This is a genomic window from Kocuria sabuli, assembly GCF_040981185.1.
GTDB classification, from domain to species: Bacteria; Actinomycetota; Actinomycetes; order Actinomycetales; family Micrococcaceae; genus Kocuria; species Kocuria sabuli.
In genome coordinates, this window is sequence record NZ_JAVHZE010000004.1 from 250,351 (window position 1) to 264,677 (window position 14,327).

Sequence of the window (14,327 nt, forward strand, 5' to 3'; positions counted from 1 at the left end):
CGCCATGAGCACCTCAGCGCCCCCGTCGTCGGGCCCCGCCGCGGCCTCCGAGCCGTCCGGGAACCGCACCCCCGACGCCGAGCTCCCGGCGCTCGGGCCCCTGGGCATGGCCCGGTGGGCCTGGACCCAGCTGACGAAGATGAACACCGCCCTGTTCCTCCTCCTGCTGCTGGCGGTCGCGGCGGTGCCGGGCTCGATCTTCCCGCAGCGGATCCAGGACCCGACGGCCGTCCAGGACTACCTCGACACCAACCCGGTGCTGGGGGAGTGGCTGGACCGGCTCCAGTTCTTCGACGTCTTCTCCTCGGCGTGGTTCTCCGCGATCTACATCCTGCTGTTCGTCTCCCTCGTGGGGTGCGTGCTCCCGCGCGCGGCCAAGCACTGGCGCGCGTGGCGGGCCGAGCCCCCGCGGACCCCGCGGCGGCTCGAGCGGCTGCCGGAGCACCGGTCGCTGCTCCTGGGCGGGCGCGACGGCGCCCCGGCCCCCGCCCCCGACGACGTCGTCGCCGACGCCGCCCGGCTGCTGCGCAAGCGCGGCTACCGGGTGGCGGTGCGGGACGCCGGCACGGCCGCCCCGTCGGTCGCCGCCGAGCGCGGGATGTGGAAGGAGGTCGGCAACGTCGTCTTCCACCTCGCGCTGCTGGGCGTGCTGGTCTCCGTGGCCGTCGGCTCCCTGTTCGGCTACAAGGGCCAGCGGGTGGTCGTGGAGGGTGAGTCCTTCGTCAACACCCTCATCGGCTACGACTCCTTCACCCCCGGCACCAACTACGACGCCGACTGGCTCGAGCCGTTCTCGGTCCGGCTGGACCGCTTCGAGGCCGAGTTCAACCGGGACACCACGGACCCGCGCAACTACGGGGCGCCGCTGGACTTCACCGCCGAGGTCACGGTGCAGGACGAGCCCGGCGCCGAGCCGCGGGAGGAGGTGCTGAAGGTGAACCAGCCGCTGAACGTCGGCGGCGTGAAGAGCTACCTCGTGGGCAACGGCTACGCCCCGGTGGTCCGGGTGACCGACGGCAACGGCGACGTCGCCTTCGAGGGCCCCGTGGTGACCGTCCCCTCCGACGGCGTGTACACCTCCTCGCTCGTGCTCAAGGTCCCCGACGCCCGCCCCGACCAGCTCGGCTTCGTGGGGCTGCTCCTGCCCACCGCCGTCGGCGGACAGGGGGAGATGCCCCGCTCGGTGGACCCCGGCCTGGCCAACCCCCGGCTGATCCTCTCCGCCTACCACGGGGACCTGGGGCTGGACACGGGCGCCCCGCAGAACGTGTACGTGCTCGACGTCGAGCAGCTCACCGAGCTCAACGCCATGACCAACGAGAACGGCGCCATCTCCCTCGACGCCACGGACCCGGTGTACGAGCTGCCCGAGGGCAGGGGCACCGTGGAGTTCCTCGACGTCAAGCGCTACGTGGGCCTGGACATCCACTACGACCCCGGCAAGACGGGGGCCTTCGTGTCCTTCGTCCTGGCGTTCACGGGCCTGCTGATGTCCCTGTTCATCTCCCGCCGCCGCGTCTGGGTGCGGGCGGCCGAGGGCACCGACGAGGACGGCCGGCCCGGCACGGTGCTGGAGTACGGGCTGCTGGCCCGCGGCGAGGATCCCCGCCTCTCGGCCGAGGCCGAGCGGCTGGGCGAGCTGTGGACCGGGCAGTGGGAGTCCGCCGGCGTGCGGGAGACCACCTCCGGCACCACCGGCACCATCGGCGGCGCCGCGACCGCGGCCGCCGGCACCAACCCGGCCGCGAACCGGCCCGGCAACGAGTGAGAGGATAGGGCCATGCCTGTCAACGAGACCCTGGGCGCGTGGAGCGAGCTGTTCATGCTCCTGGCCGCCATGACCTACCTGGTCGGCTTCGTCGCCTTCGCGTGGGACATGGCCTCCCACTCCAAGGCCCTGCGCGGCACGGCGGCGGACGGGGAGCGCGAGCTCGTGGGCGCCGCGGCCCGGGCGGGATCGCACGAGGCCTCCGAGCCCGCCGACGCGCGGGCCGGGCACGGGACGGGCCACCGCGGGCGCGGCTACCGAACGGGCGCGCAGTCCGCCCTGGCCGGGCACGTCGCGGACGAGCAGATGCGCTACACCGGGCAGCGCCGCCCCGCGGCCCGCGTGGCCGTGGCCGTCATGGTCCTGGCCTTCCTCGTCCACACCGCCGCCGTGCTGAGCCGGGCCTTCGCGGCCGGTCGCGTCCCCTGGGGCAACATGTACGAGTTCTGCACCACGGGCGCCCTGGTCGTCGCGGGGGTGTACCTGCTGGCCCTGCTGGCCCGGGACCTGCGCTTCGTGGGGACCCTCGTGTCCGGGCTCGTGGTGATCATGCTCTGCGCGGCCACGATCGGCTTCCCGACCCCCGTCGGACCGCTGCAGCCGGCCCTGCAGTCCTGGTGGCTGGTGATCCACGTGTCCATCGCCGTGGCGGCCTCGGGCGTGTTCACCATCACCTTCGCCATGGCCGTCCTGCAGCTGCTGCAGGCCCGGCGCGAGCGGGCGATCCTGGCGGGGGAGGCCCCCCGCATGGACTTCCTGCGGATGGTGCCGTCCGCCCAGGCGCTGGAGAACCTGTCCTTCCGGCTCAACGCGGTCGGCTTCGCGTTCTGGACCTTCACCCTCGCCGCCGGGGCCATCTGGGCCGAGCAGGCGTGGGGCCGGTACTGGGGCTGGGACACCAAGGAGGTCTGGACGTTCGTGATCTGGGTGGTCTACGCCGCCTACATGCACGCCCGCGCCACCCGCGGCTGGACCGGCACCCGCTCGGCGTGGCTGTCGATCGCCGGGTACCTGTGCATCGTCTTCAACTTCACCGTGGTCAACACGCTCTTCGCGGGACTGCACTCCTACGCCGGGGTCTGAGCCGCCCCCAGCCCCTACCCGCAGCACCCGCGCCGCGGCCCGCACCGACGACCGTCGGCGCGGGCCGCGGCCTTCTCCACGGGCTCCGGCCCGCCGCGCGGGAGGGCTCCGTGCCACGGCGGGCAGCACGCACAGGATGCCGGCCCGCGCGGGACGGCACCGGTCCGGGGTGCCACCGGAGACTCGCGCACCCGGTGACCCCGGGGCGCGCGGGCGCCCCCGGGGTCACTCGCGCGGCGGGCGGTTCGTCCCGGGGGAGTCGTCGGACGGGTCGTCGGCACGGCCTGGGGAGGGCCCGTCCGAGGGGTCGTCCCCGGGACCGTCCTGGTCCGGGGCCCCGCCGGCCGGCCCGCCGCCGCGACGCAGCTCCTCCTCCCACCGGCGCAGCTTCTCGGCCTGCTCCTGCTGCCGACGGCGCTGCTCGAGGTTGCGCAGGAACTGGGGGTCGTCGTCGGGGCCCTTCCCGCGCACGGGCCCGGAGGATCCCGCGGTGCCCCGGGGGCGGCCCATGAACAGCCACAGGAGGGCACCGAGCAGCGGGAGGAGGAGGATGACCGCGATCCAGCCCCCCTTGCGGAGACCGCGCATGGCGGTGCTGTCGGTCCGGGCGCACTCGATGAGGGAGTACACGATGACGCCCACGGCCAGTGCGGCCGCGCCGATGATGAGGATGGCTCTGCCCATGCCGACAATCGTAGGTGAGCTGCCTGGACGTCAGCTCAGCGCCGGGAGTTCTCTCAGCTCCGCTCGGTAGACTGACGGGGTGAATTTCCTGAAATACACCCTGCTCCGGTTCGGTCTGCTCGTGCTCGTCTTCCTGCTGAGCATGTGGCTGGGCGCGGGACTGGTCCTGTCCGGGGTCGCGGCCGTGGCCGCGTCCTTCGCGGTGTCCTACCTGTTCTTCCCGCGACTGCACACCGCCGCGGGCGAGGAGCTCCACCGGTGGGTCTCCCGGTCGCCGCGGCCCCGCAACCGCGTGGCGCTCGAGGACGAGGAGATCGAGGACGCCTACGTGGACCGGAAGCTGCGCGAGGGCGGCCGCGAGGTCTGAGCGGCCGGCTCAGAGCCACTGCCGCAGCAGCACCGCCAGCAGGAACAGCACGGCCCAGCCCACGTTGAGCACGCCGCACTGCTTGAGCACGGGGACGAGCTGGCGACGGTCCTGCACCCGCAGCACCGTGGCCACCGGCGGCAGCGCCAGCGGCACGAGCAGCAGGACGATGAGCATCCACGGGTTGTAGGGCACCAGGAACAGCACCAGCAGCAGCGCCACGGCGATCTCGGCGGTGAAGACCACGCGGGCCAGAGGGTCGCCCAGCCGCACGGCCAGGGTCCGCTTGCCGACCTCCCGGTCCCCGGGCAGGTCCCGGATGTTGTTGGCCATCAGCAGCGCGCACGCGATGAGCCCCGTGGACAGCGCCCCGATCCACGCCTCCAGGTTCAGGGTGCCGGCCTGGGTGAGCGTCGTGCCCAGCACGGCCACGAGCCCGAAGTACACGAACACGAAGACGTCGCCCAGCCCCCGGTACCCGTACGGCGTCCTGCCCCCCGTGTAGCCCCAGGCGGCGAGCACGGCCGAGAGGCCCACGGGGATGAACCACCACTGCCGGCTCAGCAGCACCAGCAGCGCGCCGGCGACCGCGGCCAGGGCGAAGCACAGCAGGGCCGCCGCCTTCACCTCTCCGGGGCGGGCCGCCCCGGAGCCGGTCAGGCGCAGCGGGCCGATCCGCACGTCGTCGGTGCCCTTGATGCCGTCGGAGTAGTCGTTGGCGTAGTTCACGCCGATCTGCAGGAGGAGGGCCACGAGCAGGGCGAGGACCGCCCGGAGGAGGTCGAAGGAGTGCAGGGCCTGGGCCGCGGCGGAGCCGGCGACGACCGGGGCGAGGGCCATGGGGAGCGTCCGGAGCCGGGCTCCCTCGATCCACTGGGCTGGCGTGGCCACGGGCTACCTCCGTCGGGGAACGTCTCGCGCGATGCGGGCCGCGGTGGGGGCCCGGGCCGCGCACCATTGTGTCACGGCCCCGGCGCGCTCCCCGCCGGGGCTTGGCCCGGCTCAGGCCAGCAGGAGGGCCACCGCCGCCCGGTCCGGCTTGCCGGTGGGCAGCATCGGCAGCTCCTCGGGCCAGGCCCAGCGGCGGGGCACGGCCGCGCCGCCGTGCTCGGCGCGTACGGCCTCCGCGAGCTCGGCGCGCAGCCGCCGCCGGTCGGTGCCGGCGGCCGCGACCACGGCGGCTCCCACCGCCTGGCCCCACTCGGGGTCGGGCACGCCCAGCACGAGCGACTGGCGCACCGCCGGGTGCCGGTCCAGCACGGCGGCGACCCGCCCCGCCGAGACCTTGACCCCGCCCGTGTTCACGACGTCGTCGACCCGGCCGAGCACCGTGAGCACACCGTCCGCGGAGAGCTCGCCGAGGTCGTCCGTGCGGTACCAGCGGGTCCCCGCGGCCTCGCGGAAGTGCCACGCCGTCTGCCAGGGGTCCCCGGCGTAGCCCGCGGCGACCACCGCCCCGCCCAGCCAGATCCGACCGGTGCCCGGCCCCGCAGGGGCGCCGGGCCGCCCGCCGTCCGGCTCGACGTGCACCGACACCCCGTCCAGGGCCACGCCGTCGTACACGCACCCGCCGCACGTCTCCGACATCCCGTAGGTGCTGATCACCCGCACGTCCGCGTCCCGGGCGGCCGCGAGCAGCCGTGGGGACGCCGCGGAACCGCCGAGCAGGACCGCGGAGAAGCTCTTCAGGGCCGAGACCGCGTCCCCGTTGCGCACCCCGGAGGCCGGCTCCAGGATCCGCTGCAGCTGGGTGGGCACCAGGGAGGTGAAGCGCACCCGGTCCTCCAGCCGCTCCGCGGCCGCGGCGAAGGCCTCCGGCGTGAAGCGAGCCGCGGGGTCCAGCACCACGGGGTCCGTCCCGGCGTAGAGCGAGCGCACGAGGACCTGCAGCCCCGCCACGTGGTGGGCGGGCAGGGCCAGCAGCCACTGGCCCACCGCACCCGTGCGCACCGCGGTGGCCATGGACGACGCCGCGAGGGCGTCCCGGGTGAGCACCGTGCGCTTGGCGCGGCCGGTCGAGCCGGACGTGCGCACCACGACGGCCGGGCCCTCCCGCCCCAGCACCCGCGTCAGCGGGGGCAGCAGCCGCAGCGGGTCCCCGGCCACGGGCCCGTCCAGGACCACGGCGTCATCGGGAAGGATCAGCTCGGCCATCGCGGCCACCGCCCTAGAAGTAGTAGGGGAAGCCCGACCAGTCCGGGTCGCGCTTGCCCAGGAACGCGTCCCGGCCCTCGACGGCCTCGTCGGTCATGTACGCCAGGCGGGTCGCCTCGCCCGCGAAGACCTGCTGGCCGACCATCCCGTCGTCGGGCAGGTTGAACGCGAACTTCAGCATCCGGACCGCCTGCGGGGACTGGGCGGCCACGTCCCGGGCGGCGGCGATCGCGGCCTCCTCCAGCTCGGCGTGCGGGACGACCTCGTTGACCGCGCCCATCTCGAGCATCCGCTGGGCGTCGTACTCCCGGGCGAGGAAGAAGATCTCCCGGGCGAACTTCTGCCCTACCTGGCGGGCCAGCAGGGCCGAGCCGTAGCCGGCGTCGAAGGAGCCCACGGTGGCGTCCGTCTGCTTGAACCGCGCGTGCTCGCGGGAGGCGAGCGTGAGGTCGCAGACCACGTGCAGGGAGTGCCCCCCGCCCGCGGCCCAGCCCGGCACCGCGGCGATGACGACCTTGGGCATCGTGCGGATCAGCCGCTGCACCTCGAGGATGTGCAGCCGCCCCGCGCGGGCCGGATCGATGGACTCGGCGGTCTCGCCCTCGGCGTAGCGGTAGCCGTCGCGGCCGCGGATGCGCTGGTCCCCGCCGGAGCAGAAGGCCCAGCCCCCGTCCTTGGCGGAGGGCCCGTTGCCGGTGAGGACCACCGCGCCCACGTCCGAGCTCATCCGGGCGTGGTCGAGGGCACGGTAGAGCTCGTCCACCGTGCCCGGGCGGAAGGCGTTGCGCACCTCCGGCCGGTCGAACGCGATCCGCACCCAGGGCAGGTCGCGGACGACGGCGCCGTCCCCGTCCCGCTGCACGCCGCGGTGGTAGGTGAGGTCCTGCAGGTCCTGGAAACCCTCGACCGTGCGCCACTGCACGGGGTCGAAGAGCTCCGAGACCTGCTCGGGGAGGGCGGCGCGGGTGGTCCGGGTGGAGTCAGTCACATTCCCGAGTCTACGTGGGGCGCCCGCCGGAGCCGGAGCTGCCGCCGGAGCCTGAGTTGCCGCGACAGCCGTCCAGCAGGCCGCGGCGGACGACGGCGGCGCCGGGACCTGTCTAAGCTCGGAGCATGGCTGACCTCCGGACGAGCACCCTGCACACGACCCCCGTCGGGGACGACGGCGAGCCCGTCGTCTTCCTGCACGGCCTGTTCGGGCGGGGCAAGAACTTCACCCGGATCGCCAAGGACCTCCAGCCGGACTTCCGGAGCCTGCTGGTGGACCTGCCCAACCACGGCCGGTCCGAGTGGACGGAGCGGGTGGACTACGAGCAGATGGCGGACTCCGTGGCCGAGACCCTCCGGAACGACTTCGCCGCGGAGGGGCCGGTCGCCGTCGTCGGGCACTCCCTCGGCGGCAAGGTGGCCATGGTGCTGGCGCTGCGCCACCCGGACCTGGTCTCCCGGCTCGTCGTGGTGGACATCGCCCCCGTCCGGGCCGGGGGCGGCGAGGGCGAGTTCGCGCACCTGCTGGACAGCCTCGCGGCCGTGGACCTGACGACCGTCGAACGCCGCTCGGACGCGGACGAGGCCCTCAAGGAACCCATCCCGTGGGACACCACCCGCAGCTTCCTGCTGCAGAACCTGCGCCGCGGCGAGGAGGGCCTCTCCTGGGAGCCGAACCTCGAGCTGCTGCGGTCGAGCCTGGACACCATCGGCGGCTTCCCCGACACCGGGGACGCCGTCTACGAGGGGCCGGTGCTCTGGGTCGCCGGCGGGCGCTCGGACTACGTCCGCGACGAGCACTCCCCGGCCATGCGCCGCCTGTTCCCCAGGACGCACCTGGTGACGATCCGCGAGGCCGGCCACTGGGTCCACTCGCAGGAGCCGGAGACGTTCGTCGAGGTGCTGCGCGGGTTCCTGGCGCACTCCGAGGACTGACCGCCTTCCCCGTGCGGGACACGGCCGTTCCGGACGGCAGCAGGCGGGGCGGCGGTCGCCGTCCGCCGACCGGCCCCCGCGGCGGTGGGAGACTGGGGCGATGAGCTCCGTCCCCTTCGACCTCGCCCGGATCGGCGCCGGGCTGCCGGTCGCCGGGGCGCTCGGTGAGCTCCGCGCGGCGCTGGCCGGCGGCGTCGCCGTGGTGCAGGCCCCGCCGGGCACCGGCAAGACCACCCTGGTGCCGCCGCTCGTGGCCGACCTCCTGCACGCGCGCGGCGACGGCCCCGCCCGGGTGGTCGTCACCCAGCCCCGCAGGGTCGCGGCCCGCTCGGCGGCCCGGCGGCTGGCGCACCTGACCGGGACACCGGTGGGCGGGCTCGTGGGCCACACCGTGCGCGGCGACCGGCGCACGGGGGAGCGCACGCTCGTGGAGTTCGTCACCCCCGGGGTGCTCCTGCGCCGGCTGCTGCAGGACCCCGAGCTGCCCGGGACGGGCGCCGTGGTCCTCGACGAGGTGCACGAGCGCGGCCTCGACTCGGACCTGCTCGTGGGCCTGCTCGCGGAGGTCCGCGAGCTGCGCGAGGACCTCGTGCTCGTGGCGATGTCCGCGACCCTCGACGCGCCGCGCTTCGCGGGCCTGCTCGGCGGGCCCGGCCCGGCCCCCGTCGTCGACTGCCCGGCCGCCCTGCACCCGCTCGCGGTGCGCTGGGACCCGGCGCCCGGGCGCCGCACCGACGAGCGCGGCGTCACCCGGCCGTTCCTCGACCACGTGGCCCGCACGGCGGCCGCCGCCCACGCGCGGGCCCTCGCCCGGGACGCCTCCACGGACGCCCTCGTCTTCCTCCCCGGGGCGTGGGAGGTCGCCCAGGTCGCGCGCCGGCTGCGGGAGGAGCACCGCGGCGCCGAGGTGCTCGAGCTGCACGGCCGGGTGGAGGCGGCCGAGCAGGACCGGGCGACGTCCGGGCGCGGCCCCGGCGACCGGCCCCGCGTCGTCGTGAGCACGTCCCTCGCGGAGTCCTCCCTGACGGTGCCCGGGGTGCGCCTCGTGGTGGACTCCGGGCTCTCCCGCGAGCCCCGGCGGGACGCCGCCCGCGGCATGACGGGTCTGGTCACCGTCTCGGCGTCCCGGGCCTCGGCCGAGCAGCGCGCGGGACGCGCGGCCCGTCTGGGCCCCGGCGAGGTCGTGCGCTGCTACGACGAGCGGGCCTGGGCCGCGATGCCCGCCCACCGCACCCCCGAGCTCGCGGCCGCCGACCTCACCGGCGCCGCCCTGCTGCTCGCGTGCTGGGGCTCGCCCGGCGGGCAGGGCCTGGCGCTGCCCGACCCCCTGCCCGCCGGGGCGCTGGCCGAGGCCGTGCGGGTCCTGCAGGGCCTCGGGGCCCTCGACGACGACGGCCGGGCCACCGCCACCGGCCGGCTGCTCGCCACGGTGCCCGTGGACCCCCGGCTGGCCCGCGGTCTGCTGGACGGCGCCCGCGCCGTGGGGGCCCGCGCCGCGGCCGAGGTCGTGGCCATGGTCTCCGACGACCACAGCCCGACCGGCGGGGACCTCGCCCGCCTGCTCGCGGACCTGCGCTCCGGCCGCGCCCCCGGAGCCCGCCGGTGGGCCGACGAGGCCCGGCGGCTGGAGCGGACGGCCGAGCGGCTGCGCTCCGGTGCCGCCGCGGACGGGGCGGCGGACCGGGCCGCGGGGGAGGAGGTCCCCGCCGCGGCCGTGGCCGGGGCGGTCGTGGCGCTGGCCCTGCCGGAGCGGGTCGCCCGGAGGACGGGCGAGACCTGGCTGCTGGCCTCCGGGACCCGCGCCGGCCTGCCCGCCGGGAGCGCCCTGGCCGGCCACGAGTGGCTCGCCGTGGCCGAGGTGACCCGGGCGGCCGGCCAGGCCGCCGCCGGGACCGGCGCGGTGCTGCGCGCCGCGGCGGGGATCGACCGGCAGACCGCCGAGCGCTGCGCCGAGCACCTGCTCACCGACGAGGTGCGCACCCGGTACGAGGACGGGCGGGTGAGCGCCCGGCGGGTCCGTGCGCTCGGGGCGATCGAGCTGTCCTCGACCCCCGTGCGGCCCGCTCCCGCGGCGGCCCGCGAGGCCGTGCGCGCGGCGCTGGCCGAGCGCGGCCCGGGTCTGCTCCACTGGTCCGGGGCGGCCGACGGGCTCCGGCGCCGGCTCGCGCTGCTCCACCACCGGCTCGGCACCCCGTGGCCGGACGTCTCCGACGACGCCCTGCGCACCCGGCTCGACGAGTGGCTCGCCCCGGAGCTGGACGCCCTCGCCGCCGGCGACCGCTCCGTGGACCTCACGACGGCCCTGCGGCGGCTGCTCCCGTGGCCGGAGGCCGGTCGCCTCGACGAGCTCGCCCCCGAGCGCCTCGCCGTGCCCAGCGGCTCGCGGGCTCGGATCGACTACCCCGCGGCCGACGACCCCGCCGGCCGGCCCGTGGTCGCGGTGAAGCTGCAGGAGTGCTTCGGCTGGGCGGAGACCCCCGCGGTCGCCGGCGGACGGGCGCCGGTGCTGTTCCACCTGCTCTCCCCGGCCGGGCGCCCCCTCGCGGTCACCGACGACCTCGCCTCGTTCTGGTCCGGGGCCTACGCCCACGTGCGGGCCGAGATGCGCGGGCGCTACCCGAAGCACCCCTGGCCCGAGGACCCGTGGTCCGCGCCGGCCACCGCCCGGACGAAGCGCCGCAGCTGATCCGCCCCGCGCACGGGGCGGGTGGCGTGCCGGTGTGATCTGCGTTACGGTGGGGTCACCGCACCTGCCGAGCGCGTTGATCCAGCGCGCACGGACCGGCTCGCCCACCTCGCGACCCCCGGTCCGGGGCACGCACCGGACGGACCCCGCGACGCGATCGTTCCCGCGGGCCCGGCACCGGTCACGGTTCCGCCGGCAGCACCCGCCTCCCCGGCGCGGGTCTCCCGGCACGCTCCTGCACCGCAGCACGCTGCGCCACACGGAATGGGTACGCACTCATGACTGCCACCTCGATCGAGACCACCTCGGCGACCCCGCCCGCCTCCTCCCCGCTGACCGCCCGGGCCGCCGTGCCCGCGGTCGGCCCGGAGCTCGCCCGCTCCTGGCTGCTCGTCAACGGCGCCCAGCCCGAGCGGTTCGCGGTCGCGGCGGCGAGCGCGGCGGACGTCGTCGTGCTGGACATCGAGGACTCCGTGGCGCCCAAGGACAAGGAGCGCGCCCGGCGCAACGTCATCAACTGGCTGGACTGCCAGGACGAGCACGGGGCGCAGCAGCGCGCCTGGGTGCGCGTCAACGGCTTCGGCACGCAGTGGTGGGAGGACGACCTCCGCGCCCTGGCCGGGGTCCGCGGCCTCGACGGCGTCATGCTCGCCATGGTCGAGTCGCCCGAGCACGTGACCCGCACCGCGGAGCTGCTCAAGGACACGAGGATCGTCGCCCTCGTCGAGACGGCCCGCGGGGTGCAGCACCTGCAGGCCATCGCCGGTGCCCGCTCCACCTACCGGCTCGGCTTCGGCCTGGGCGACTTCCGCCGCGACACCGGCTTCGGCGAGAACCCCATGACGCTGGCCTACACGCGCTCGCAGTTCACGATCGCCTCCCGGGCGGCCAACCTGCCCGGGCCCATCGACGGACCGGCCGTCGGGGCGCTCGGCCCGAAGCTGGCCGAGGCGACGTCCGTGACCCTGGAGTTCGGCATGACGGGCAAGCTGTGCCTGATGCCCGAGCAGACCGCCACGGTCAACGAGGGCCTGAGCCCGTCCCTGTCCGAGCTGTCCTGGGCCACCGAGTTCCTCCAGGAGTTCGACGCCGACGGCGGGGAGATCCGCAACGGCTCCGACCTGCCCCGGCTCGCCCGCGCCCGGAAGATCCTCGGCCTGGCCGGCGCCTTCGGCCTGAGCGTGCCCGAGGGCTACGACGTCCACTTCGAGGCGCCGACCGACACGTACCACTGCTGACCCGGTGGTGAGGGGGCCGGGAACCGGCCCCGCCGCGCGCGGCGGCGCACCCCCTGCCGCGCGCCCGAGGGACCGGCGGGTGCCGTGCAGCCACGGCGCCCGCCGGTCCCTCCGCTTCGTCCGCCGCCGGGGCCGTGCCCGGTCCCTCCGTGCCCAGTCCCTCCGTGTCCGTTCGCGACGTCCGGATCCGGTCCCGGGCGGGACCGCCCCGCTAGATTGAACGGGTGCAGACCTTCCCGTTCCTCCCCGTCCCGCAGCTCCCGGCGCCCGGCCCGGCCGCCCGCCGGACGGCGACGGCCGTCTCGCTCGCGCTGAGCGCGGGCCTGCTCACCAGCGGCTGCGCGGTGCTCTCCCCCGACGGCGGGCGCGAGACCGCAGAGCAGGTCGCCGCCGCGCTGAGCGCCGGCAGCGTCGAGGAGCTGGCCTTCGACGGAGTCGGGGGCGCGGCCGCCCAGGAGCAGTACGAACAGGTCACCGCACGGCTCGGGGAGGCCGTCCCGGCCGTCGAGGTCGCCGCGGTGGAGGACACCGGGGAGGAGGACCGCCGCGCGGCCACGCTGTCCTGGTCGTGGGACCTCCCGGGCACGGACCAGGACTGGGCGTACGACTCGACTCTTCCCGTGGTCCGGTCGGGCGACGGGCAGTGGGTCCCGGAGTGGTCCCCGAGCGTGGTCCAGCCGGACCTGGCGGAGGGGGAGGCCCTCCGTGCCCGGACCGTGGCCGCGGACCGCGGGGACGTCCTCGGCCCGGACGGCGAGGCGCTGGTGACGGAGCGCCCGGTCCGCCGGGTGGGCATCGACCGGTCGCAGCTGGACGGGGCGGACCCCGCCGCGGCGGCGCGCCGGCTCGCCGCGGCCGTGGACATCGACGCCGGCGCCTACGCCGAGGCGGTAGAGCAGGCCGGGCCGGAGGCGTTCGTCGAGGCCCTGCCGCTGCGGCTGGAGGACTTCCGGGAACTGGACGCGCAGCAGATGCAGGCGATCCCGGGGCTGCTCGTGGTCGAGGACGAGCTCCCGCTGGCGCCCTCCCGCGGCTTCGCCGCCGACCTGCTGGGCGCGGTGTCCGAGGCGACCGCCGAGGACCTCCAGGCCGCCGGCGGCGACCTGGAGGCCGGCGCGCTGGTCGGCCGCGGCGGCGTCCAGGAGCGCTTCGACGACCGGCTGCGCGGCACGCCCGGCGTGGTCGTCGAGGAGGTCGTGCCCGGGGACGGTGCGCAGCCGTCCGCCGGCGAGCCGCTGTTCGAGGTGCCGGCGCAGGCCGGCGAGCCGGTCGCGGTGAGCCTGGACCGCGGGCTCCAGGCCACTGCCGAGGAGCTGCTGGCCGGGATCGAGTCACCGTCCGCGATCGTGGCGATCCGCCCCTCCACGGGCGAGGTCGTCGCGTCGGCCAACGGCCCGGGCTCCGAGGGCTACTCCACCGCGCTGCTGGGCCAGTACGCGCCCGGGTCCACCTTCAAGGTGGTCACGGCCCTGGGGATGCTGCGCGCAGGAGACACCCCCGCGACGGTCGTGCAGTGCCCGCCGTCGACCACCGCCGAGGGCGTGCGGATCAACAATGTGGAGTCCTATCCGGCCGAGTTCACCGGTCCGATCACCCTCACGGAGGCGATCGCCCACTCGTGCAACACCACCTTCGTCGACCAGCACGACCGTATCGGCCAGGCCGAGCTCGCCGGCGCCGCCGCGGCCCTCGGCATCGGCGTCGGGACGGACCTCGGGGTGCCCGTCTTCGCCGGCTCCCTCCCGGAGGAGGAGGACCCGGCCCAGCACGCCGCCGCGCTGTTCGGGCAGGGGCGCACGCTCGTGTCCCCGCTGGCCATGGCCAACCTGACGGCCTCCGTCGCCGCCGGGCAGCTCGTCACCCCCCGGCTGGTCACCACCGAGGGCCTGCTCGACGGCGACGCCACGGCCGGGCCCCGCCCGGAGGACCCCCTGACCGCCGAGGAGGCGGAGCAGCTGCGCACCATGATGCGGGCCGTCGTCTCCTCCGGGCACCTGGACGTGCTCCAGGAGCTCGAGCCGGACACCGCGATCGGCAAGACCGGCACGGCCGAGTTCGGCGACGAGGACCCGCCCCGGACCCACTCGTGGGTCGTCGCGGAGCACGAGGACCTCGCCGTCGCGGTGTTCGTGGAGGACGGCGACCTCGGCTCGATCACCGGGGGCCCGATCGCGCGCGACTTCCTGGCGGCGGCCTCGGCGGCCCGCACCGGTTGACGCGCCGGCCCGGCCGGACACGCCCGGACGGGCCGGGCCTTCCGCGTCCGGCTCCGCAGGCCGAGGATGGAGGCGGACGTCCCGTCCGCTGCCGCGAACCGCCGAACCCGTCAGGAGCTCCCCGTGCCCGAGACCGTGCCCACCACTCCCGCCCGCACCAAGATCGGCGTGGTCGGCGCCGGTTCCGTCGGTTCCTCCCTGGCCTATG

Annotated in this window: 11 protein-coding genes; 7 read left to right on the forward strand and 4 right to left on the reverse strand. The window is 76.0% G+C overall.

All coding sequences use genetic code 11. The features are described from left to right. Positions 1–4: 4 nt before the first annotated feature. Both resB and ccsB read left to right on the forward strand, forming a co-directional pair. Positions 5–1,768 (forward strand): cytochrome c biogenesis protein ResB, encoded by a 1,764-nt coding sequence (gene resB / locus RE027_RS06790; protein WP_368807491.1) that lies wholly within the window; start codon positions 5–7, stop codon positions 1,766–1,768. A gap of 12 nt (positions 1,769–1,780) precedes the next feature. Then, positions 1,781–2,851, forward strand: a complete 1,071-nt coding sequence (gene ccsB, locus RE027_RS06795; protein ID WP_368807492.1) for a c-type cytochrome biogenesis protein CcsB — start codon at positions 1,781–1,783, stop codon at positions 2,849–2,851. Between the two features lie 225 nt (positions 2,852–3,076). Here the strand turns inward: ccsB and RE027_RS06800 are convergent, their stop codons facing one another. Beyond that, positions 3,077–3,535 carry a PLDc N-terminal domain-containing protein gene (locus RE027_RS06800; RefSeq protein WP_368807493.1) on the reverse strand — a complete coding sequence of 153 codons (459 nt, stop codon included), beginning with the start codon at positions 3,533–3,535 and terminating at the stop codon, positions 3,077–3,079. Between the two features lie 79 nt (positions 3,536–3,614). On the opposite strand from RE027_RS06800, the gene RE027_RS06805 reads away from it, so the two are divergent. Continuing rightward, entirely contained in the window at positions 3,615–3,902 is a 288-nt protein-coding gene (locus tag RE027_RS06805; RefSeq protein WP_368807494.1) for a DUF4229 domain-containing protein, read from the forward strand. Between the two features lie 9 nt (positions 3,903–3,911). Here RE027_RS06805 and RE027_RS06810 read toward each other — a convergent pair whose 3' ends face one another. The 3 genes from RE027_RS06810 to RE027_RS06820 all read right to left on the reverse strand — a co-directional run bounded on the left by RE027_RS06810 (position 3,912) and on the right by RE027_RS06820 (position 7,044). Next, the gene (locus RE027_RS06810; RefSeq protein WP_368807495.1) at positions 3,912–4,793 is read right to left on the reverse strand and encodes a 1,4-dihydroxy-2-naphthoate polyprenyltransferase; all 882 of its coding nucleotides are present in this window, start codon (positions 4,791–4,793) and stop codon (positions 3,912–3,914) included. A 111-nt stretch (positions 4,794–4,904) separates the two neighbouring features. Further along, complete coding sequence (locus RE027_RS06815; protein WP_368807496.1) at positions 4,905–6,056, reverse strand: AMP-binding protein; 1,152 nt, start codon at positions 6,054–6,056, stop codon at positions 4,905–4,907. 13 nt (positions 6,057–6,069) lie between these two features. Further along, positions 6,070–7,044: a 1,4-dihydroxy-2-naphthoyl-CoA synthase gene (locus tag RE027_RS06820; protein ID WP_368807497.1), complete on the reverse strand. Its 975-nt coding sequence runs from the start codon at positions 7,042–7,044 to the stop codon at positions 6,070–6,072. A 125-nt stretch (positions 7,045–7,169) separates the two neighbouring features. Here RE027_RS06820 and RE027_RS06825 point away from each other — a divergent pair, with 125 nt between their 5' ends. The 4 genes from RE027_RS06825 to RE027_RS06840 all read left to right on the forward strand — a co-directional run bounded on the left by RE027_RS06825 (position 7,170) and on the right by RE027_RS06840 (position 14,119). Next, positions 7,170–7,979, forward strand: a complete 810-nt coding sequence (locus tag RE027_RS06825; protein WP_368807498.1) for an alpha/beta fold hydrolase — start codon at positions 7,170–7,172, stop codon at positions 7,977–7,979. 100 nt (positions 7,980–8,079) lie between these two features. Further along, positions 8,080–10,665 (forward strand): ATP-dependent helicase HrpB, encoded by a 2,586-nt coding sequence (hrpB, locus tag RE027_RS06830; RefSeq protein ID WP_368807499.1) that lies wholly within the window; start codon positions 8,080–8,082, stop codon positions 10,663–10,665. A 278-nt stretch (positions 10,666–10,943) separates the two neighbouring features. Next, positions 10,944–11,903, forward strand: coding sequence for an HpcH/HpaI aldolase/citrate lyase family protein (locus RE027_RS06835; RefSeq protein WP_368807500.1), 960 nt, complete (start codon positions 10,944–10,946; stop codon positions 11,901–11,903). Between the two features lie 224 nt (positions 11,904–12,127). Then, positions 12,128–14,119 (forward strand): penicillin-binding transpeptidase domain-containing protein, encoded by a 1,992-nt coding sequence (locus RE027_RS06840; protein WP_368807501.1) that lies wholly within the window; start codon positions 12,128–12,130, stop codon positions 14,117–14,119. The last annotated feature ends 208 nt before the right edge of the window (positions 14,120–14,327 follow it).

Coding starts and splice junctions, on each gene's coding strand:
- resB (WP_368807491.1), top strand. CDS start 5: ATGAGCACCTCAGCGCCCCCGTCGTCGGGCCCCGCCGCGGCCTCCGAG.
- ccsB (WP_368807492.1), top strand. CDS start 1,781: ATGCCTGTCAACGAGACCCTGGGCGCGTGGAGCGAGCTGTTCATGCTC.
- RE027_RS06800 (WP_368807493.1), bottom strand. CDS start 3,535: ATGGGCAGAGCCATCCTCATCATCGGCGCGGCCGCACTGGCCGTGGGC.
- RE027_RS06815 (WP_368807496.1), bottom strand. CDS start 6,056: ATGGCCGAGCTGATCCTTCCCGATGACGCCGTGGTCCTGGACGGGCCC.
- RE027_RS06825 (WP_368807498.1), top strand. CDS start 7,170: ATGGCTGACCTCCGGACGAGCACCCTGCACACGACCCCCGTCGGGGAC.
- hrpB (WP_368807499.1), top strand. CDS start 8,080: ATGAGCTCCGTCCCCTTCGACCTCGCCCGGATCGGCGCCGGGCTGCCG.
- RE027_RS06835 (WP_368807500.1), top strand. CDS start 10,944: ATGACTGCCACCTCGATCGAGACCACCTCGGCGACCCCGCCCGCCTCC.